Source organism: Haloferax sp. Atlit-109R (assembly GCF_003665865.1).
Taxonomy (GTDB): Archaea; Halobacteriota; Halobacteria; order Halobacteriales; family Haloferacaceae; genus Haloferax; species Haloferax volcanii.
The window spans coordinates 160,598-182,387 of the sequence record NZ_QPLO01000003.1; the positions used below are offsets into that span (position 1 = coordinate 160,598).

Consider the following 21,790-nt stretch of genomic DNA (forward strand, 5'->3'; position numbering starts at 1 on the left):
CGGCGGGCCACTGGCCGACTAGGCCGCTACTGGACCGCCGCCGAGCTACCAAAAGCGGTTCTCGTCGAGCCGCCGCAGCGCCTCCTCGATGGTCGCCTCGTTTCGGGAGAACGTAAACCGGACCCAGTCGGCGGAGCCCTCGGTGTAGAAACTGCTCCCGGGGACGACCGCGACGCCGGCCTCGCGGACGAGTCTGTGGGCGAACTCGGTGTCGTCGGCGTCGCCCGGATAGCGCGTCAGCATGTAGTACGCGCCGTCCGGTTTCACGGGGTCGAGGCCGACCTCCCGGAGGCCGTCGTACAGCAGTTCGCCGCGGCGCTCGTAGGCGTCCGAGAGGTCGTCGTAGTAGTCCGCCGGGAGCGACAGCGCCTCGACGCCCGCCCGCTGGAACGGCGTCGGCGCGCAGATGCTCGTGTAGTCGTGGACCTTCCGCAACTCGGCCGAAAGCGGTTCGGGCGCGAGCGCGAACCCGACGCGCCAACCCGTCACGGAGTACGTCTTCGACAGCCCCGTGCAGACGACGGTCCGCCCGGCGAGGCCGTCGACTTCGACGGGGCTGACGTAGTCGTCGGCGTAGACGATGTGCTCGTATATCTCGTCGGTGACGACGATAAGGTCTTCCTCGGCGGCGACCTCCGCGACGAGTTCGAGTTCGGCGGGCGAAAAGACGTTTCCCGTCGGGTTGTGCGGGTGGTTGAGAATCAGCATGGACGCGTCCTCGGCGGCGTCCCACAGCGCGTCGGCGTCGAGTTCGAGACCGTCGGTGATGTCGAGCGGCATCGGCTCGCCGCCGGCGAACTGGACGGCGGGGATGTAGCTCTCGTAGGTCGGCTCGAAGTAGATGACGCCGTCGCCGGGGTCGCAGAGCGCGAGGAGCGTCGAGACGACGGCCTCGCTCGTGCCCGTGGTGACGGTGACCTCCGTTTCGGGGTCGTAGCGGACGCCCTTCCAGTCGGCGTAGCGTTCCGAGACCGCCTCGCGGAGTTCCGGCAGCCCCCACGTGATGGTGTACTGGCTCGACGTGTCGATTGCGGCTTTGGCGGCTTCCTTCACGCTCGCGGGGGTCTCGTCCTCGTCGGGAATCCCCTGCGAGAGGTTGATGGCGTCGTGTTCGTGCGCCTCGCGGGTCATCTCCCGGATGACGGACTCGCGGGTTCCCGCGACGCGCTCGCTCCCGATGCGTCGAGAAAAGGGGGACGGTGTCGGCATACGTGGGCTGGGACTGGCTGACACAAGAAGCTTGGCGGACGCGCTCGACGCGCCGGGTCGCCCACCCCGACGAACGTTTTAATGCGATGAGGCCGACGTACCACCTGTATGTCGAACCGTCGTGGGCCGGACTTCGAAACGAGGATGGCCGAAGACGAGGAGATTCCGCCGTCGCCGCAGTTCGTCGAACAGGCCACCGTCACCGACGATTCGGTCTCCGACGAGTTCGAGGAGAACTGGCCCGACTGCTGGGCCCGAGCGGCGGCGACGCTCGACTGGTTCGACCCCTACGAGTCGGTCCTTCCGGACGACGAACCCCCGTTCGAGTGGTTCGCCGGCGGGACGCTGAACGCCTGTTACAACTGCGTGGACCGCCACGTCGAAGCCGGGGCGAAAAACCGCGTCGCCATCAAGTGGGAGAGCCACCTCGGCGAGACGCGGACGTACACGTATCAGGACCTCTACCGGGAGGTCAACGAGTTCGCGGCCGCGCTCCGCGCGCAGGGCGTCGAGGCCGACGACGTGGTCACGCTCTACATGCCGATGATTCCGGAACTCCCCATCGCCATGCTCGCGTGCGCCCGCATCGGCGCGCCCCACAACGTCGTCTTCGCGGGGCTGTCGGCGGACGCACTCGCGACGCGACTGGAGAGCGCGGATTCGGCGTACCTCGTCACTTGCGACGGCTACTACCGGAGAGGGAGCGCCATCTTCCTGAAGAGCAAGGCCGACGACGCCCGTCTCAAGGCCGCCCACGACCTCGAAGAGATGGTGGTCGTCGAGCACCTCGGAGAGACCGAACACCTCGGCGCGGGACAGCACACCTACGACGAACTGGTCGACGCCCACGCCGGCGCGGAGGTCGCCCCGGTCGAGCGGGCGGCCGACGACGTGCTGTTTCTCATCCACACGTCGGGAACCACGGGCGAACCGAAGCGGGTCGAACACGTCACCGGCGGCTACCTCGCCCACGTCGCGTGGACGTCGCAGACGGTGTTGGACCTCGACCCCGAGGACACGTATCTGTGTACGGCGAACATCGGCTGGATTAGCGGCCACTCGTACGTCGTCTACGGGCCGCTGGCGCTCGGGGCGACGGCGGTCATGTACGAGGGGACGCCGAACTACCCGGAGCGCGACCGCATCTGGGACCTCATCGAGGAGAACGCCGTCGACGTGTTCTACACGGCCCCGACGGCGATTCGCTCGTTCATGAAGTGGGACACGTCGCTCCCGGCGTCGCGGGACCTGTCGAGCCTCCGCCTGCTCGGAACCGTCGGCGAACCAATCGACCCGCGCGCGTGGCACTGGTACTACGAACACATCGGCAACGGGAACTGTCCCATCGTCGATACCTGGTGGCAGACCGAGACCGGCGGGATGATGATTACGACTCTGCCGGGCGTCGAGAAGATGAAACCCGGCTCAGCCGGACCGCCGCTCCCGGGCGTCGGCGCGCGGGTCGTCGACGGCCGCGGCGAGGAGGTTCCCGTGAACGAGGCCGGCTATCTCGTTCTCACGCGCCCGTGGCCCGGGATGCCGCTCGCCCTGCGACACGGCCACCGCTGGGGCGAGGAGGCGGCGAAACTCGACGTGGACGGCTGGCACTACTTCACCGGCGACGGCGCGAAAGTGGACGACGACGGCTACATCACCGTGCTCGGCCGCGTCGACGACGTCATCAACGTCTCGGGCCACCGCCTCGGGACGATGGAAATCGAGTCGGCCATCGTCGGCGTCGCGGGCGTCGTCGAAGCCGCCGTCGTCAGCGTCGACGACGCCGAGGCGGGCGGCATCCACGCCTACGTCACGCTGGAGACGGGCGTCTCCGGGGACGACGACCTCCGCGAGCGCATCGCCGCACACGTCCGCGAGCGCATCGGGCCGATTGCCACGCCGGACGCCGTCGTCTTCACGCCCGACCTCCCGAAGACGCGCTCCGGGAAGATTATGCGCCGGTTCCTCGAAAACATCACCAACGGCGAGGAGTTCGGCGACACGTCCGCGCTCCAGAACCCGGAAATCGTCGGTGAACTCGAATCCATCGTCCGTGACGGCTGACGACGTTTCGGACAGTTCTCTCTAAGCGAAACGCAGTTACTATCGTTCGGGAGCGACTTCCACGCCGATTGTCGCTTTCACCATGTCGGTTCTGTGCTCTCATCGGAAGCTTTAGTTCGCTTATCGACAGTGTTGCGAAACGGATGCGGGACGAAAACTCCGAACCGACGCCGCTGTCGGCGGGCGGGTACGAGCGACTGCGCCGGGCGACCGAGACGTACCGCGAGGACCTCGTGCTCCGCCTCGGCGCGGAAGTCGGCCTCACGCCGGCCGAGATGAGCCGGTTCGAACCCGCACACGTGACTCAGCGGCGACACGGGGGAACGGAGCTCTACTTCGTCGCCGTCCCGACCGACGGACGAGAGGCGTATCTGCCGAGCGAGGTCGAACACGACGTTCGGAAGTACGTCACGGCGACCGGCATCGACGAGACGGAGCGAGTGCTTCCGGTCACGCCGCGGCGTCTCCAGATGCTCGTGGCGTCGGTCGGCACGCGCGCCGCCGAGGAGACCGGCCGCGAGGAACTGGCGGAGGTTTCGACTCGCGACCTGCGACGGCACTTCGCCCGAACGATGCTCGCCGACGGCATCCCGCCGAGCGTCGTCATGCGAATCGGCGGCTGGGACCGCATCGAGAGCCTCGCGCCGCTCCTCGGTGAACCGAGCGAAGACGAGGTGCTCGATGCGCTTTCGCCGGCCCCTGCCGACAGCGACGGGCGCGCCGTCAGCGGCGACCCCGACCGAACGCGTCAGGTCATCGAAGCCGCGCGAAGCGTCGGGTCGGCGCTCTCGGCGGTGAACACCCGAAGCGAGGTCGAACAGGCCGTCTGTGACCGGCTCACCGATTCAGACCGCTACCGTTTCGCTTGGATTGAATCGGGCGAAACCGACGCGCGAACGTCGCGCACCGCCGCCGGTCTCGACGAGACGTCGCTCGAAGCGGTCCGGGGGTCGCTCGCCGGTCGCGGCACCGACTTCACTCGACGCGCGTGCGACACCCGCGACGTACAGACGGTGCGTCCCGACTCGCTCCCGAACTCGGAACCCGTGCCGATTGCGGTCGTTCCGCTGGCGCACGGCGACACCGCCTATGGAGCGCTCTACGTCGCGCTCGACGGCCAAGCGGTTCCCGACGTCGAGGCGGACGTACTGGTGACGCTGGGTCGCCACGTCGGACAGGCAATCGCCGCCGCCGAGCGTCGGAAGCTACTGCTGGCAGACACGGTCGTCCAACTGGAGTTCGAATCCTCGGACGAGCAGGACGTGCTCGTTCGACTCTCCGCGGCCCTCGGCTGTTCGATTCGGCTCCGCGGCGTCGTCCCCATCGAAGAGCGGTCGTTGCTGTGTTTCCTCACCGTCCGGGAGGCGACGACGGACGCGGTGTTCGACGAGTTGCAAACGACGGACGCCGTCGAGCACATCCGCCTCATTCGCGACCGAGGGACGGAGTCCCTCCTCGAAGTCGCGCTCTCGGCGGGGTCGACGATTACGACGCTCACCTCCTACGACGGCACCGTCTCGCGGTTCGTCGCGGAGGACGGCGTCGCCCGTTTCGTCGGCGAGTTCTCGAACGAAACGCCGCTCCGAGACGTGCTGTCCGACCTGACCGACGCCTATCCCGCCACCGAACTCGTCGCGAAACAGGAGGTCGAACGGCCCACGCGAAACACCGCCGACTTCCGGGAATCGCTCGTGGCGCGACTCACCGACAAGCAAGAGTCCGTCCTGCGGGCGGCCTACCTCGCCGGCTATTTCGAGTGGCCCCGCGGCAGTACCGCCGAAGACCTCGCTGATTCGATAGATATCTCGTCACCGACGCTCCACCAGCACCTCCGAACCGCACAGCAGAAACTCATGACCGCGTTCTTCGACGACGACACCGACGAACGCGCTTCGACCCTAGACCCTTAGGCGTGCGACGAATTAGCACACGAACGTCCGTTATTGATTGATAGATTACCAAAATTTATGGACAATAGTATGAACCGTTCATCTGTGGCTCTGAAGCCTATACACGTGCTCACAGACTATTATGTATATTCGTGGTGTTAACTTTCGATAATTAGTTATCCTACTTATGCCCTTTGTCGAGACTCGTTAGCACGTACTATGGCACAGGGTGACGCTGAACTGGAGGCACGGCTGGCAGAACAAGACGAGTTCGAACCCACCGAGGAGTTCGTCGCGCAGGCGAACGTCTCGGACCCCGACATCTACGACGAGTTCGAGGAGAACTGGCCCGACTGCTGGGAGCGCGCGGCCGACCTGCTCGACTGGGACGCCGACTACGACGAGGTACTGGACGATTCGAATCCGCCGTTCTACGAGTGGTTCACCGGCGGCGAACTGAACGCCTGTTACAACTGCGTGGACCGCCACGTCGAAAACGGGGACAAGAACCGCGTCGCCATCAAGTGGGAGGGCGAACACGGCGAGACGCGGACGTACACGTATCAGGACCTCTACCGCGAGGTGAACGAGTTCGCGGCGGCCCTGCGCGACCTCGGCGTCGAGGAGGACGACGTAGTCACGCTCTACATGCCGATGGTTCCCGAACTCCCCATCGCCATGCTCGCGTGCGCCCGCATCGGCGCGCCCCACAACGTCGTCTTCGCCGGCTTTTCCGCCGAGGCGCTGGCGACGCGGATGAACGCCGCGGACTCCCGCTTCCTCGTCACCTGCGACGGCTACTACCGCCGCGGCGACCCGCTCGACCACCTCGACAAAACCAACGAGGGACTCGACAGCGTCGACCACGGCGTCGATGCCACGGTCGTCGTCGACCGACTGGGTGACGACGGCTTCGACCACGACCTGAAGGGCAACCAGCACGACTGGGATACTCTTCTCGACGAACAGGGCGGCGAGCGCGTCGCGCCGGTCGAACGCGACGCCGAGGATATGCTGTTCCTGATGTACACGTCGGGCACGACGGGGCAACCGAAGGGCGTCAAACACACCACCGGCGGCTATCTCTCCTACGCGACGTGGACCTCTCACGCCGTCCTCGACATCGAGACGGAAGACACCTACTGGTGTTCGGCCGACATCGGCTGGATTACGGGCCACTCGTACATCGTCTACGGGCCGCTCGCGCTCGGTTCGACGACGGTGATGTACGAGGGCACGCCCGACTTCCCGAACCGCGACCGGATGTGGGAACTCGTCGAGAAGTACGCCGTCGATATCTTCTACACGGCTCCGACGGCGATTCGCGCGTTTATGAAGTGGGGCAGCAAATACCCCGAATCGCGCGACCTGTCGAGTCTCCGCCTGCTCGGGACCGTCGGGGAACCCATCAACCCGCGCGCGTGGAAGTGGTACTACGAGCACATCGGCAACGAGGACTGCCCGGTGGTAGACACGTGGTGGCAGACCGAGACCGGCGGGATGATGATTACGACCTTACCGGGCGTCAAGAACATGAAACCCGGGTCCGCCGGGCCGCCGCTGCCGGGCATCGACGCCCAAATCGTCGACACCGACGGCGACGAAGTCGAACCCGGCCGGGCGGGCTACCTCACGGTGAACAAGCCGTGGCCGGGGATGCTCCGGACGCTCTACGACAACGACGAGCGCTACATCTCCGAATACTGGGCGGAGTACTCCGACACCGACAGCGACGACCCCGACGACTGGGTCTACTTCCCCGAAGACGGTGCGAAAGTCGACGACGACGGCTACATCACCGTGCTCGGCCGCGTCGACGACGTCATCAACGTCTCGGGCCACCGCCTCGGGACGATGGAAATCGAGTCGGCCATCGTCGGCGTCGAGGGCGTCGCGGAGGCGGCGGTCGTCGGCGGCAACCACGAGGTGAAAGGCGAGGCCGTCTACGCCTACGTCATCACCGAAGACGGGTACGAGGAGGGCGAGGACCTCCGCGCGCGCATCGTCGAGGGCGTCGAGGACGCCATCGGCCCCATCGCCCGCCCCGAACAGGTCGTGTTCACGCCCGAACTGCCGAAGACGCGCTCGGGCAAAATCATGCGTCGCCTGCTCGAAGACGTGGCGAACGGCGCGGAACTGGGGAACACCTCGACGCTGCGGAACCCCGACATCGTCGAGGAAATCGCGGCGAAGGTCCGCGCGCGGGGCGACTGAATCCCCACTCGGCGGGCGTATCGTGCGTAACTACGAGACGACCAACCAATCTATGTCACGCGAATCAACCGAGTCAGAGATTGACTCACACGACGCGAGCACCGACCGGAGTACGGCTCCGAGACACGACGAGATAGACTACCTGTCGCGGGAGGTGAACCTGCTGAAGCCGAGCACCCCGTTCATGCGAGACCACCTGAAAGTAATCTGGACCGGCTTTATCGCGTGGGCGCTGCTCACGTTCGGACCGCCGGTGCTCACCTACTTCGCACCGGCGACGATGACCGCACAGCTCCCGGTCATCGGCTTCCCGCTGCACTACTTCCTCGTCGCCGTGTTGTCACCGACGAGTTCGCTCGTGCTCGCGTTCATCTACTCGCGCAAGCGCGACCAGCTCGACGAGCGGTACGGCATCGACCACACGGCCTCGCAGACGCGCTCGAAGAGTGAGAGCGAGGCCGCCGTCGCCGACGGGGGGCGCGTCGAATGACCGCGAGCGTGTTCCTCCAGTCGGGAGACCTGCTCCCCGAGGCGCTCAACATCTCGTTCAAACTCGTGCCGGCCATCATGGTCGTCGGGATGTTGGCTCTGTTTCTCGCCATCGGCTACGTGTTCAAAGTCGCCGACACGGAGGGGATGTGGGTCGCCGGCCGGTCGATTGGCAACATCGAAAACGGGATGGCCATCGGTGCGAACTGGATGTCTGCGGCCTCGTACCTCGGGTTAGCGGGGCTCGTCGCCCTCTCGGGCTTCTACGGGCTCGCGTTCATCATCGGCTGGACGGCCGGCTACTTCGTCCTGCTCATCTTCCTGGCCGCGCAGATGCGCCGGTTCGGGAAGTACACCGCACCCGACTTCGTCGGCGACCGATTCAACTCCGACACGGCGCGGGCAATCGGCGCGCTGACGACCATCCTCATCGGGTTCGTCTACTCGGTCGGGCAGGCCCGCGGGATGGGTCTCGTCGGGTTGTACGTCTTCGGGACCGACTACGTCACGATGGTCATCGTGATGATGGCGATTACGGTGGGCTATCTGACCATCTCCGGCATGATGGGCGCGACGAAGAACATGGCCGTCCAGTACGTCATCCTCATCATCGCGTTCCTGACGGCCGTCTACGTCGTCGGCTTCACCGGCGGCTACTCGACGGTCCTCCCGCACATCGAATACGGCCAACTCATCGGCGAACTCTCCACCGAGTTCTCCGAGCCGTTCGCCAACGCCGGGTTCTACCTCTGGATTGCCACGGCGTTCTCGCTCATCTTCGGCACCTGCGGGCTCCCGCACGTGTTGGTGCGGTTCTACACCGTCGAAAACGAGAAGACGGCGCGGCAGTCGACCGTCTGGGGGCTGTTTTTCATCCTGCTCCTGTACTGGAGCGCCCCGGCGCTGGCGGCGTTCGGCGTCGACCTCTACGACGCCTCCCAGTACGGCCCGACGTTCGCGGCCAACGGCGGCATGAGCGGCGGTGAGGGCGACCTCATCGTGGTGCTCGCGGCGCAGCTTTCGAACCTGCCGACGTGGTTCGTCGGCCTCGTCGCCGCCGGCGGCATCGCCGCCGCCATCGCCACGACGGCGGGGCTGTTCATCACCGCCTCGTCCGCCGTCTCTCACGACATCTACACGAACATCATCAACCCCGACGCGACCCAGCGTCAGCAGGTGTTCGTCGGTCGCGCGACCATCGTCGCGCTCGGCATCATCGTGACGGTAACCGCGTTCGACCCGCCGGCGCTCGTCGGCGAACTGGTCGCGCTCGCGTTCTCCCTTGCGGCCATCGTGCTGTTCCCGATGTTCTTCCTCGGTCTCTGGTGGGAGAACACCAACCGTCAGGGCGCGCTCGCGGGCATGAGCGTCGGCCTCACGCTCTGGGTCGCCGCCGTGGTCAACGACCTCATCTTCCACTTCAGCGACCTCTTCGCCGAGTTCGTGCCGGCCATCGGCGCGGCGCTGGTCGGCACGCCGCTCGTGTTCGTCGTCACCATCGCCGTCTCGATGGCGACTGACGAACCGCCCGAGCGAATCAAGAAGATGGTCCGGCAGTGTCACAGCCCCGAACCGATGGGCCAGCAACAGTCCGCAGAAGACGTCGTCATGAGCGCCGACGGGGGCCAGTCCCCCGCGGACGATTAACCAATGTACGAACACATCCTCGTTCCGACTGACGGAAGCGACGCGGCGGAGTACGCCGTCGAACAGGCGGTCGACCTCGCCTCGAAGTACGGCGCGACGGTCCACGCGCTGTACGTCGTCGACGTCGACGCCACAAGCTACTCGCTGGGAACGGAGCAGGTCGACCGCATCCGGCAGGGCCACCTCGACGACATGCCCGAAGTGAAGGACGCGGCCGACGCGGCCACGGGCTACGTCGCCGACGCCGCCGCCGAACACGGACTGGCCGTCCGGGAACACGTCGTCCCGGGCGAACCGGCGCGAGCCATCAGGAAGTTCGTCGAGGACAACGACATCGACCTCGTCGTGATGGGCTCGCACGGCCGCTCCGGTCTCTCCCGGGTCGTCCTCGGGAGCGTGACCGAACGCGTCCTCCGGCGGACGCGGCTCCCGGTGCTCGTCGTCGACGTCCACGAAAAGGACGCGGAAACGGAAGCAGAAGCGGACGCGTAACCGATGTACGACGCGACCCACGCGAGAACGGACACGACCCACGCGAGAACGGCCACCACCCGCGCGACGACGACCACGTCGCCCGCGACTCCCGACGGAGGGGACCGCCGATGAGCCTCGCGGAGACGATTCGCACCCACGTGCGCGAACACCGCTCGGGGATGCTAACCGACCTGCTGTTCGCCCTGGCGTGGGTGACGGTCGTTTCGGTCCTGTTCGACGTTCTCGACGGGCCGCAGTGGGCGTTCTACCTCTGTATGGGTGCGGGCGTCGTCGCGTACTTCGGCTTCTTCGCGTCGGTCGAAGCCGCGCGCGAGAAGCGCTGACGCCGGATTCTCTCTCGGACTATCTTCTCGTCCTGACTCGGAACGGTTTCGGGTTCGCGCTCGCCGACGCGCTCACTCGTTCGTCGCCGTCGGTGACGGCGGGTCAGATATCGTCAGCGCCGCGCCGACCGGTACCCACGCGACGAGCGACATCACCGTTACCAACGCCAACACGACTGTACTCACCCGCTGTCGCGTTATCCCGACCCCCCTCGTCATCGAGTGTTCGCCTCTCTGTCCGTCCTGCTGTGGCCCCTGATTCCCTCAAATATCATACTACTACCAAATACGGATTCACGTCCGATAATTAGGCGATACAGGCTGTCTGGAATATCATATAATACTATCGAATAAACACAACTCTTCAAATATAACTATTTCAAAAGTGTCTCTGAATCAATATGGTTATGTTCGAATGTAACACGACTATATCTGGTAAACATTTCACAAATTCTAAAATTTATGATTTAGAAGGTTATATACGGTATTTAAGGTGGTATCTCTCAGAAATTCAGAGTTCAATATTTCTAAATATATACTATATTACTTAGAGTAATATTATCAGAACGGATATCTCGAATGGCGGTCTCTCCCGCCAGTCTGCTCATTCGACGCACTGTTGGTCACGACGACGACAGCGATGAGAGCGACGGCAGCGAGCGACGCCGTACTCACGGCTCACGGGTCGCCGCTGGTCCCTTCGTCCGGTAGCAGCGTCGAAACGAGGAGCACGAGCAACGCGAACAGGGCGAGGAGGAACAGCGTCGCCCGCTGTGCCTGCACTATCGCGGCGTCGAACACCTCGGCCAGTAGCTCCCGTTGCGCCGGCGTGAGGCCGGCGAGAAACGCCCGTTGGGTCCCTTCGGTCGCCGTCTCGGCGGCGGTTTCCAGCGCGGCGACGAGCGCCCCTCGCTCGCTCGCTGACACGCTCGCGCCCGCGGCGGCCAACACGCCGTCGACGACGCCGTCGTAGAACCGCCTGAGCAGGTACGTGCCCACGATAGCGGTCCCGAACGAGTAGCCGAGCATCATCGTCGCGTTCAACAGCCCGGACGCCGCCGCCGAGTCCCGCTGGTCGACCGCCGAGAGCGTCATATCGATGAGCTGTGCCATCACGAGGCCGAGCCCGAGGCCGACGAGCGCCATCGGCACGGCGAGCTGTGCGACTGTCGCGTCCAGCGCCGTCTGCGACGCGAGCGCGAGCACGCCGATTCCCATGAGGACGACGCCGGCCTGAACCAGCAGTTTCGGCGCGACGAACCGCCGCCAGCCGGTCGTGAAGACGGACGCGACGAACGTCGCAACCGAGAACGGGAGCATCGCGACGCCGGTCTCGAACGCGGTGTACCCGGCCCCGGTCTGGAGGAAGACCGGGACGACGAAGATGAACCCCGCGAGGACCAGCGACCGAACGGCGTTCGTGGCGATGCCGGCGGTGAACGCCCCGTTCGACAGGAGGCGGACCGGGACGAGCGGCGACCCGCCCTCGCGCTCGACGCGGCGCTCGTACTGGACGAAGGCCGAGAAGACGCCGACGCCGATGCCGACGAGCCAGACGGTCGGAGACGCGCCGAACGAGTCCAGTTGCACGCCGCCGACGGCGAACGGTCGGCGGGCCGCTAGCCAGCCGTACCGCCCGGCCAAGAGGACGCCGGCGACGAGGGCGGTCGTCCCCGCCACCGAGAGGAGCGTGCCGCCGATGTCCAGTTTCGTCGGCGTCTCGTTCAGGGACGCCTCCGGAAGATACCTGACGAACGCGAGCGCGACGAGGACGATTAGCACCTCGATGCCGAACCCCCAGCGCCAACTCGCAAACGTCGTGACCGCGCCGCCCAAAAGCGGCCCGAAGGCGGCACCCGCCGCGTTCACGCCGGCGAGGATGCCGAGAGCTTTCGCCCGGTCCGCGCCCTCGTAGCTGACGAGGAGGACGGTGAACGTCAGCGGGAGCAACACGGCGGCGGCGGCCCCCTCGATGACCGACCAGCCCACGTAGAGCACGACGACGTTCCAACTCAGCGCCGCCAGCGTCGTCCCGACGCCGTACACGAGGAGCGTCGCGGTCATCAGCCGTCGAACCCCGTACATCGACGACAGCTTGCCGCCGGGGAGAATCAGCGCCGCCATGACCATCGCGTAGAACGAAATCGCGCCCTGGACGACCGTGACGGTCGTGTCGAGGTCGGTGACGATAGACGGAATCGCGACGTTCATCAGTGTCGAGTCGATGACCCCGATGAACATCGCGAGACTCACCGCCACGGCCGGCCCCCAGTACGCCAGCCCGCTCGCCGAATCGGTCCTCGCCACCCCCTCGTCGAGAACGTGCGCGTTCGCGTCAGAGTCCATCGTCCTCGATACCACGTCCCGTTCGATAAACCTCTCTGCGCACCGGACGCCTCGGAGCCTCGGTCGTCGCGTCACCGCCACTCGGGTTAGTTGCGGCCGCGCCGCTTGATTCGGTGGTCGGTCGGACGACCGTCCGGGACGGAATATCGTCTCCCCGCCCCGGCGCTGGTGTGACGAGCCGTTGGAACCACGTCTCCTCGTTCGGTGCGTCCTTCGCCACGCGTTCGTAGTCGTGATTCCCGGGGATGAGCGTGATGGGGACTCGCTCGCCGGTCGCTTCGAACTGGTCGAACAGCTCCGGATAGCGGTCGACGAGCGCGTCGAACTTGTCGAGGCCGTCGACGTCGGTGAACTCCCACAGCCCGAACGCGTCGCCGTTGATGAGTAGCTCGGCGTCCTCGTCGGAGACCTGCGCTTCCACGAAGCCGACTCTGACGACCACGTCCCGGCCCAACTCCGCGGTCAGTTGGTCGTCGAACCGCTGTGCGAGGTCGGGCGGAGCTTGCAGGTCCCGCGGAATCCCGACCAGCACGTCGACTCGCGGCTGGTTCCCGAGGAGGTAATCGATGGGCCGGTAGTCGACCGTGACGCTGACGAGTTCGACGCCCTCGATGTCCGCCTCGTCGAACTGCCGCTGGAGTTCGGCCTGCGTCTGTTGCTCGAACGACGCGGTCTGGAACGACGCGTACGTCACCCCGGCGAGGACGAGCGAGAGCACGGCGATACCCACACCGATGACGGCGATTCGGGTGGCGACCGACGTTCTGACGCCCTCCCGCTCGTCGGCGTCGAGCGGTTTGAACCCCGACAGGTAGAACAGAATCAGCGCCGAGAGATTGATGGCGAGGAGGTTGACGACGACGAGCACCGCGCCCGCGACGGCGACCGCGGGGAGTCCGAACGCGATACCCAGCCCAGATGTCGCCGCCGGCGGGACGAGCGCGACGGCGATGGCGACGCCGACGAGCGTCGACCCGGACCCGCGCATGATGCTTATCGCTCCCGCGATGCCCGACCCCAACGCGAGAAACAGCGACAGGACGTTCGGACTGGTTCGCTCTGCGACCTGCGGTATCGCCTGAATATCGACGCCCGGCGGAATGAGAATCGTCTGCTGGAGCACCACTCCGAGCACCGCGGCCGTCGCGATGGCCGCCGCGAGGCCCGTCACCTGGAGGACGACGCCGCGAGTCGCCATCCGTTGGTCGGCCAGTATCGCCCCGACGGACGCCGAAACCGCCGGTCCCATCAGCGGGGCCACGACCATCGCGCCGATAATCGTCGCCGCGGAGTCGAGAAGCAGTCCCGTCGCGGCGATGACCGTGCTGAGTATCAGGAAACTGAAAAACGTCGAGTTCGCCGGCGCGAGGTCCTCCGCCCTAGCGTGGAGTTCCTCGCGGGAGATTCTGAGCCCGGGAAAGCGCTCTTTCAGAGCCGAGAGACGCTGCGAGACGACCGTCTCCGTGGGGAGCACGATGGTGTAGCTGTCGTCTCGGACGCCCGCGTTCGTCAGCTTTTCCATCACCGTCTCGACGCCGCTGGGCGGGACCGGGAACTGCACCATCGCCTCGAAGTCGCCCCGGCCGACCTCCTCGAAGACGGCGTAGTCGACTCCCTGTCCGTCGAGCGACTCCAGCACGCTCTCTCGGCTCCCCCGGGGTATCAGCACCTGAACGAGTCGCATACGGGATACAACGTCACGAAGCACTAAATAATATGAGTGCTTTGATAGGATAGCTCACCCGCTTGTCTCGCTCGGCGTATCGGCAACGGCGAGCGTCTCCCCGATGGCGTCGATGAACGCCCGCTCGGCCGGGCTGACCCGCCGGCCGCCCAGTCGGAGTATCCCGCCTTCGACCCCGGCGTCCGCGACCCGTTCGGCGCACCAGCGAACGAACCGTCCGTACTCGTCTCGCTCCGCCGGGATCGCCCGCGCTCGGACGATTGCCGTCGCTTCCCGGCAGTGGTCGCCCGCGCGAGCGATTGCCACCGGGCGAGTGAAATCTCGCGTCTCCGCGTCGCGTCGCACCCGGTCGGCGTTCACCCGGACGAACCCGGCGACGTGGGTGACGAGCTCCGACTCCGGGCCGAACTCGTCGGTGTGTCGGAGAGTCCGACGAATCGTCTTCAGCTCTCCCGCAGGCCGCCGTTCGAGGCGACGACGACGCCGAACATCACCTCGACCGGCGTCTGTGCGAGCGCCCGCCACTCCGCGGGCGTGAACGAGTTCCGACTAGTCATACCGGAGCGTTGGCGGGCGACGAGTATAGAGCCGTAGGTCGTGACGGGTCGGGTGGCCATCCCTCGAACTTCGCGGGAAACACTCGTTCGAGGGACGGCTGACTGTTTCGAACGCGACGAATTACCGGCTTCGAGACAGTCAGCGACGCGGTAAACGCAGTTTATTATGGTTTCCCGCTTACGTGTGAGTGAGTTGATGAGATGAGTTCACTAGTCGTACTCGCGTTCGATACGATGGACGGCGCGGAGAACATGCGGGAGAAACTGTACCACCTCCAGAAGCGCGAACTGATTACGATAGAGGACGCCGCCATCGCCGTTCGAAAAGGGAACGGGCAGGTGAAGGTCAAACAGGCACAGAGCCTCGTCGGCGTGGGCGCGCTCGGGGGGTCGTTCTGGGGGCTTCTCATCGGCGTCATCTTCTGGATGCCGTGGCTCGGGATGGCGGTCGGAGCGGTGACGGGCGCGCTCAGCGGGAAGTTCACCGATATCGGCGTCGACGACTCGTTCATCAAAGAGGTCGCGAACACGGTCGAACCCGGAACCTCCGCGCTGTTCCTGTTGTCCCGCGGCGCGCAGATGGACCGAATCAAGGCGGAACTGTCGGACGACGAGTTCCAGATAATCGAGACGAACCTCTCGCCCGAGGACGAAGACCGACTCCGTGAGGTGTTCGCCGCCGAGGAGATTGCGGGATAGATTCCGAACGGCCACAGGTGACCGTCTGCGCGGTGCCGAGAGCGTCGCCCACGCCTGACGACGTGTGCGCCGGACACTCTTCGACGCTCGCAAGTGTCTTACTCCCCGGAACGAGAGTCACTATACTTTACAAAGTTAGTCGTGTAACAAAAACGTCGGTGAGCCATCATTATCGGGGGTGGACGAGTGTCCGACGGGTGCGTAGTCTGCCAGCGATTCGATGGGAAGAACGTCTCTCTGGACTGAGCAGAGCGTTTCCGTCGAACCGCCGGTCCGTTCCGAACGCTGGCGGCTTTTCAGTACAGAAATGCGGTCGCGTCGCTGTCGGTCTGCATACCACTCCCACCACGAGATAGTTGTATATCGCGACATATGATTTACCCGGCCGCCGACCCACCTCGTGTCTTGCGCAGCGACCGACGCGACAGTCACGGCATCTGCGTCTCGACGGTCGCAGACTCGCCGGCGGACTCGAACACGTCGGCCAGCGTCTCGCGCATCGCCTGCCGGCGGAACGACCGGCGGCGCTCCTCGGAGAGGTAGTTCGACATGACGACGCCGGCGCTTTTCGACCCTTGGTCGGCGGCGACGCCCTCCAACTGGGCGAGCATCTCGTCGACCGCTTCCTGATATGCCGTGTACCAGAAGCGCCGACAGAGTTTCGCGGTCGGAACCTCGCCGTCGACGGTCACGCCGGCCTCGTCGGCGAGGCGCTTGAACCGGCGGTTGACCGTCTCGCGGGCGATGTGTCCCGAGGCGGCCCGCGAGGAGGGAAACAGCGCGCCGTTCCAGTCGTCGTCCGCGGCGAGCGCGTCGATGCGCGCGGCGACGGCGTCGACGCCGTAGAGGAGCGCGACGGTTCCCGGCCCGTTTTTGCGCTCGTCGAACGCGATGTGGGGGTCGTCGCCGGAGAGGACGAGCTGGGAGGCGCGGAGCGACGCGAGTTCGTTCGGTCGCAGCCCCCACCCGGCGAGTCCGAGGACGAGAAGCCGGTCTTCGAGGTCGTCGGCGACGGCGTACACGTCGCTCACTTGGTCGGCCGTCATCGTGCGGTTGTCGGGTTGGCCCTGCTCCCAGCGGAACTGCTTTGCGGCGTTCTCGACGGGGTTGTACCGCGCGCGCCGGAAGTCGACGAGGTACTCGTAGAACGACCGGACCGTCTGGAGGTATTTGAGCTTCGTTCCGTCGGTGGCGAGCTCGGCGTCGAACTCGTCGAGGACCGCGAGACAGCGGTCTATCTCGTCGGGCTCGGCGTCGCGGTCGTCGAGCCGGGAAAGCAGGTCCGCCGACCCGTACCGGTCGCGGTAGATTCGGGCGAACCGCGCGAGGTGGGTGCGGCGGGTCGGCAGCGTCGAGTCCGCGAGGCCGCGCCGCGATTCGAGCATGCCGAGGTAGGACTCGAACGCCTCGACGGTGCGGTCGTCGTCGACGCCCCAGTCGTAGCCCTCGTCGGCCTCATCGTCGCCGAGACCGACGACCTCGACGAAGAACTCCCGCGGGGTGAGGTCGTGTTTCTCGCGGAGCGCGTAGGCGATGCCCGACCAGCCGCGTTCGGTCAGCCACGCGTAGGTCGGCACGTCCCGCGTCGGGTCCATCCCGTCGCGGTCCATCGCCGGCGCTATCGTCTCCCAGTAGAACGCTTCGAGCTCGTCGAGCGACTTCCGCGACCAGTTCACCGCGGCTCACCCCGCCCGACCCGTCCGCCGCGTTGCGTTCCGTGCGCCATCGTTCTGTATGCAGGGCGTGCCGCGGACGGATTAACCCTTTCTCTCGTCGGGGGCGACGACGCACCGCCGGCGGTGTCGCACCCACCGGCCGACCGACTGCCCTCAATATGATGGGTAGTAGATATATTGGGGAGCCGTGATAACAGGACGTTACAATGTCCGATGGAAACGACGGCGGTTCGGTGCTCGAGGCGGACCCGCCCGACGGCGGGGAACCGGTCGGTGACGCGGACCCGGCGGTCGATGTCGGGGCCGCGGCCGACGAGGTGACGGTCCTCGAAAGCGGGACCGAGTTGGAGCGAACAATCGGCCTCCGCGGCGGGTTGGCAATCGGTATCGGGACCATGGTCGGCGCGGGTATCTTCGTCTTCCCCGGTCTCGCCGCCGGGCAGGCGGGCCCCGCGGCCGCGCTCTCGTTCGCGCTCGGGGCGGTCATCGCGCTGTTGGTCGCGCTTCCGACCTCCGAGTTGGCGACGGCGATGCCGAAAAGCGGCGGCGCGTACTACTTCATCTCCCGCGGGATGGGGTCGGCGTTCGGCGCGGTCGTCGGCATCGGTCTCTGGTTGGGGCTGGTGTTCGCCTCGGCGTTCTACCTCGTCGGCTTCGCGCAGTACGCCATCGCCGTCTTGGCGGAGTTGGGCGCGGCGTCGATGGTCTCGGACCTGCCGCTCGTGGCGACGCTCGGCGTCGGCTTCGGCATCGTCCTGACGGCGCTCAGCATGTTCGGGACCGAGAACGCGACGAAGCTCCAGAACGGCATCGTGAGCCTGCTTCTCGGCATCCTCCTCGTGTTCCTCGTCTACGGCTCGCTCGACACGCTCGGGCTGTTCGGCCGGCAGACCGTCCCCGAGGAGTTCATGCCCTACGGGACGCTCAGCATCTTCACCACGGCGGCGCTCGTGTTCACTTCCTACCTCGGGTTCGCGCAGGTGGCGACGGTCGCGGGCGAGATAACGAAACCCGGCCGGAACCTCCCGCTGGCGATGGTCGGGTCCGTGGTCGTCGTCGGGGTGCTGTACGTCGTGACGATTCTCGTCTCGACCGGCGCGTTCGGGAGCGCTCGACTCGCCACCTTCGGCGAGACGGCCATCGTCGAGGTCGCCCGCTCGTACCTCGGCTTCCCCGGCGCGGTCGCCATCCTCATCGCCGGGCTCTTCGCGACGGTGTCGAGCGCGAACGCCTCGATTCTCAGTTCGTCGCGCGCGCTCTACGCGCTCAGCCGCGACGCGCTGGTCCCGCCGCAACTCGCGCGAATCAACCTCCGGTACGGGACGCCCCACGTCGCGCTCGCGCTCGTCGGCGGGCCGACGGTCGTCCTCGTCGCCGTCGGCCGGACGGAGGTGCTCGCAGAGGTCGCGTCGTTCCTGCACCTCGTCACCTACGGGCTCATCTGCGTGGCGCTCATCGCGCTCCGTCGGTCGAACCCCGCGTGGTACGACCCGTCGTTTCGCGTCCCCGGCTACCCGGTCGTTCCGGTGCTCGGGGCGCTCGCGAGCTTCAGCCTCGTCGCGTTCATGCAACCGCTCTCGCAGGCGGTCGGCGTCGTCGTCGCGCTCGCGGCGCTGGCGTGGTACTTCGTCTACGCCAGAGACGTGCGCCTCAAGGGGGTGAGCTCAGATGCGTAATTCCGACGACGTTCGCGTGCTCGTCCCCGTCGCGGTGCTCGAAGGACAGGTGATTCCTGACCAACTGACCCGCCTGCTCTCGGGGACGACGGTCGTCATCCTCGCGTATCACGAGATTCCCGAGCAGACGGCCCCCGAACAGGCCAGAGAACAGTTCGAACCGAAGGCGCGCGAGGAGCTCGGCGAGCTCGTCTCGGTGTTCGAAGCCGCCGGTGCGACCGTCGAGACGCGGCTCGTGTTCACTCACGACGCCGACCAGACGATGGAGCGCATCGCCACGGAGGCGGACTGCGACGCGGTGTTGCTCTCGAACCCCGCCCCGATTATCGACCGCGTTATCGTCCCGATAAAAGAGGACATCAACCTCGAAACGATTACCAAGGTCGCCGCGGCCGTCGGGAGACACGAGGATATCGAGCTCACGCTGTTCCACGCCGCCGAAGAGGACGCCGCGGTCTCGGACGGCGAAGACCTGCTCAGCGAGGTCGCGGGCGAACTGGCCGCCCTCGGGGTCTGCCGCGAACACATCTCGCGCGTCGTCGTCGTCGCCCAGAACCCGCTTCAGGCGCTCATCGAAGCCGCTGACGACCACGACGTGGTCGTGATGGGTGAGGAGAAACCCACGCTCCGCGGCCGGCTGTTCGGTGAAACGTCCGACCGCGTCGCCGAACAGACGGTCGGTCCGGTGCTCGTGGTCCGGCGACCGCTCGACACCGAATCCGACGAGCCCGACGAGCCCGACGAGTTTGACGCCCCCGGCGACCCCGTCGACAACGCCGACCCGGCGTGAGGGGACACCTCGTCTCTCTCTGACGCTCTCGTTATAGTATTGCGACAACAAAACATATCCACTGGAGAGGGTTGATTGATGAGAACAAATTGGAAATTTCGAACATTTCAAAAATTTTACAATTTATAGAAATCCTATTTAGTATATTTAGTATATGTCACTGGGCCGGTCCGCTCGTATCGCCGTTACCGTTCGAGACAGTTGGACATTCAGGCGACGGATAAACCCTATCTGGCACCGCACTGTTGTTTATAGTATTCAATATCATCGCGACCAGAAGACCGTGTTCGACTGCTCTTCCGCGTCTCGACTCGTCCGGTCGGTACGAAGTGTTCGTCTATCGACGACGAACTCGGTCGGCCCGGTCGTGCGCGGACGACATTCGAACTTCGGCGTTCGGAACTGTGTCGCTTGACCGCACTTGCATTACACACATAGCCTCGTAATAGAATTCGGCTCGTCCGTCGGGGTGATAGTCGTCGTCCGCCCTTCGGTGAGGCGTCTCGGTTGCGGTGACGATTTCGGAGACTAGCTGGAATCTCGTGCCTCGTCGAATATTCGTCGACTGATTATCTATTCGCGTTCTTATATAGTCAATACTGCGGGCTATCAGTTGTTGTCTCTGGACTCCTCGATGTTCCGCTCTCGCAACTTTTGGGGGCGTGTTGACCGTCCGATGGTCGAAAACGTCACTCTCGGCTGGCGGACGGCGTCGACGGTCCGAGTGCTGCTTCGACACCGCGGCGCCGAGATTTGAGAGCGGGGGGAGTCCTCGGCCCACCGCTCGTCCCGTTTCGGGGTCCCCGACTCGACCGCGACGCGGTCGAGACCGCCGGTTCTCCGTTTGTGAACCGGACGGGAGATGTCGACGTGAAGACGACTCCGGCGTGATGTCCGGCGAGGACGCGACCGACTAACTGAACGTCGGGAAGTCGTCGTCGGACTCCTCCATGTTGACGTTGACCTCGATGACGTTGGCGGTGTTGACGACGCTCTCGATGAGTTGTTCGTGGTACTCGGGCTGTTTCATCCGGCGGACGGGCCCGGAGACGCTGATGGAGCCGAGGACGCGTCCGTGGCGGTTCGTTACCGGCGCGCCGATGGCTTGCAGGCCCTTGATTTCCTCCTCGTCGTTGAGCGAGTAGCCCCGGTCGCGAATCGTCTCCAACTCCTCGAAGAGTTCCTCGCGGGTCGTGATGGTCGCCTCGGTCTTCCCCGGCAGGCCGTACTGGTCGATAATCCACTCGACGCGCTCTTTGGGAAGGTGGGCGAGAATCGCCTTTCCGGTCGCCGAGAAGTGGAGGTAGTCGGCGCGCTGGAGCTTGTTCACCTGGTAGTCGCTCCCGACGGCCTTCTCGCCGCTCACCTTGTAGAGGTTGACGCCCAGCCCGTGCTGTTCGGTCGCTAAGTGGGCGTACTCGCCGGTCTTCTCCGCGAGCTCCTCGATTTCGGGCTTGCCGATTCGGTAGAGGATGTTCTGGTAGCGGACGTACTCGCCCACGAGGAGGAACTGCAGCGACAGCCGGTAGGTGTCTTCCTCCTTCACGACGAACTTCTCGGCCCGCAGCGTGCTCAAGTAGTTGTAGACGACGCTCTTCGAGAGGTCCAGATGGTTTGCCAACTCGGTCACTCGCGCGCCGTCTAGCTCTTCGAGCGCACGAACGACATCGAACGCACGAGACACCGTCTTCAGGGTCCGCGGCGAACCGGTCGTGTGTTCGTCTGCCATAGTCCAGTTCGAAGCTCCCGAGCCATAGATGTTTGTATTTGACGAACGTTCACTTTCGAGAGAACCGATAAATCGCACGGATTACCGCAACGTAGCGCTATTCCGAGGCCAATGAAACTGAATTCGGTCTTCTCACGGGCAGAAACAGCGAATTCGGCCGCTAATCAGTTTTGTTCTCATTCCACAAACGATGCGATGTGTTACGTGACTCGATTCGCCTCGAACTGTGTGAATAGCGGGTCTTCAGCGGCTCTACTCGATGATTTGTGTTTCGCCCGAGCGAGCGGTTTCGACGACGCGGCCGTC

Annotated in this window: 16 protein-coding genes; 10 read left to right on the top strand and 6 right to left on the bottom strand. The window is 65.3% G+C overall.

Annotation, left to right across the window (positions count from 1 at the left end):
* Positions 1 to 45: 45 nt before the first annotated feature.
* Positions 46 to 1,209 (bottom strand): pyridoxal phosphate-dependent aminotransferase, encoded by a 1,164-nt coding sequence (locus tag DVK03_RS17045; RefSeq protein WP_008609988.1) that lies wholly within the window; start codon positions 1,207 to 1,209, stop codon positions 46 to 48.
* A gap of 144 nt (positions 1,210 to 1,353) precedes the next feature.
* On the opposite strand from DVK03_RS17045, the gene acs (DVK03_RS17050) reads away from it, so the two are divergent.
* The 7 genes from acs (DVK03_RS17050) (at position 1,354) to DVK03_RS17080 (ending at position 10,327) form a co-directional block, all read left to right on the top strand.
* Positions 1,354 to 3,270 carry an acetate--CoA ligase gene (acs, locus tag DVK03_RS17050; RefSeq protein ID WP_115803886.1) on the top strand — a complete coding sequence of 639 codons (1,917 nt, stop codon included), beginning with the start codon at positions 1,354 to 1,356 and terminating at the stop codon, positions 3,268 to 3,270.
* A 143-nt stretch (positions 3,271 to 3,413) separates the two neighbouring features.
* Positions 3,414 to 5,180, top strand: a complete 1,767-nt coding sequence (locus DVK03_RS17055; protein WP_115803854.1) for a bacterio-opsin activator domain-containing protein — start codon at positions 3,414 to 3,416, stop codon at positions 5,178 to 5,180.
* A gap of 198 nt (positions 5,181 to 5,378) precedes the next feature.
* Positions 5,379 to 7,373 (top strand): acetate--CoA ligase, encoded by a 1,995-nt coding sequence (gene acs / locus DVK03_RS17060; RefSeq protein ID WP_115803855.1) that lies wholly within the window; start codon positions 5,379 to 5,381, stop codon positions 7,371 to 7,373.
* 52 nt (positions 7,374 to 7,425) lie between these two features.
* Positions 7,426 to 7,863 (top strand): DUF4212 domain-containing protein, encoded by a 438-nt coding sequence (locus DVK03_RS17065; protein WP_004064601.1) that lies wholly within the window; start codon positions 7,426 to 7,428, stop codon positions 7,861 to 7,863.
* A complete protein-coding gene (locus tag DVK03_RS17070) occupies positions 7,860 to 9,509 on the top strand; it encodes a VC_2705 family sodium/solute symporter (protein ID WP_004043083.1) in 1,650 nt (549 codons plus the stop codon). The genes DVK03_RS17065 and DVK03_RS17070 overlap by 4 nt, the downstream gene beginning before the upstream one ends.
* A 3-nt stretch (positions 9,510 to 9,512) precedes the next feature.
* On the top strand, positions 9,513 to 10,001 hold the full coding sequence (locus tag DVK03_RS17075; protein WP_004064599.1) for a universal stress protein: 489 nt from the start codon (positions 9,513 to 9,515) through the stop codon (positions 9,999 to 10,001).
* Positions 10,002 to 10,111: 110 nt separating this feature from the next.
* Positions 10,112 to 10,327, top strand: coding sequence for a hypothetical protein (locus tag DVK03_RS17080; protein ID WP_004064598.1), 216 nt, complete (start codon positions 10,112 to 10,114; stop codon positions 10,325 to 10,327).
* A 678-nt stretch (positions 10,328 to 11,005) separates the two neighbouring features.
* On the opposite strand, the gene DVK03_RS17085 is transcribed toward DVK03_RS17080, so the two are convergent.
* The 3 genes from DVK03_RS17085 to DVK03_RS20295 are packed head-to-tail and all read right to left on the bottom strand — an operon-like array spanning position 11,006 to position 14,663.
* Positions 11,006 to 12,673: an MFS transporter gene (locus DVK03_RS17085; RefSeq protein WP_115803856.1), complete on the bottom strand. Its 1,668-nt coding sequence runs from the start codon at positions 12,671 to 12,673 to the stop codon at positions 11,006 to 11,008.
* Positions 12,663 to 14,357, bottom strand: a complete 1,695-nt coding sequence (locus tag DVK03_RS17090; protein ID WP_115803857.1) for a TIGR00341 family protein — start codon at positions 14,355 to 14,357, stop codon at positions 12,663 to 12,665. The genes DVK03_RS17085 and DVK03_RS17090 overlap by 11 nt, the downstream gene beginning before the upstream one ends.
* 54 nt (positions 14,358 to 14,411) lie before the next feature.
* Positions 14,412 to 14,663 carry a hypothetical protein gene (locus DVK03_RS20295; protein WP_233521844.1) on the bottom strand — a complete coding sequence of 84 codons (252 nt, stop codon included), beginning with the start codon at positions 14,661 to 14,663 and terminating at the stop codon, positions 14,412 to 14,414.
* A gap of 485 nt (positions 14,664 to 15,148) precedes the next feature.
* Here DVK03_RS20295 and DVK03_RS17100 point away from each other — a divergent pair, with 485 nt between their 5' ends.
* On the top strand, positions 15,149 to 15,613 hold the full coding sequence (locus tag DVK03_RS17100; RefSeq protein ID WP_115803858.1) for a DUF1269 domain-containing protein: 465 nt from the start codon (positions 15,149 to 15,151) through the stop codon (positions 15,611 to 15,613).
* A 428-nt stretch (positions 15,614 to 16,041) separates the two neighbouring features.
* On the opposite strand, the gene DVK03_RS17110 is transcribed toward DVK03_RS17100, so the two are convergent.
* Positions 16,042 to 17,289: a tyrosine-type recombinase/integrase gene (locus tag DVK03_RS17110; protein ID WP_006600917.1), complete on the bottom strand. Its 1,248-nt coding sequence runs from the start codon at positions 17,287 to 17,289 to the stop codon at positions 16,042 to 16,044.
* Between the two features lie 206 nt (positions 17,290 to 17,495).
* Between DVK03_RS17110 and DVK03_RS17115 the strand changes: the two genes are divergently transcribed.
* Both DVK03_RS17115 and DVK03_RS17120 read left to right on the top strand, forming a co-directional pair.
* Positions 17,496 to 18,965 (top strand): APC family permease, encoded by a 1,470-nt coding sequence (locus tag DVK03_RS17115; protein ID WP_115803860.1) that lies wholly within the window; start codon positions 17,496 to 17,498, stop codon positions 18,963 to 18,965.
* Entirely contained in the window at positions 18,958 to 19,755 is a 798-nt protein-coding gene (locus DVK03_RS17120) for a universal stress protein (RefSeq protein ID WP_115803861.1), read from the top strand. The genes DVK03_RS17115 and DVK03_RS17120 overlap by 8 nt, the downstream gene beginning before the upstream one ends.
* Positions 19,756 to 20,668: 913 nt before the next feature.
* Here the strand turns inward: DVK03_RS17120 and DVK03_RS17125 are convergent.
* Complete coding sequence (locus DVK03_RS17125) at positions 20,669 to 21,484, bottom strand: IclR family transcriptional regulator (RefSeq protein WP_004043255.1); 816 nt, start codon at positions 21,482 to 21,484, stop codon at positions 20,669 to 20,671.
* Positions 21,485 to 21,790 lie beyond the last annotated feature (306 nt).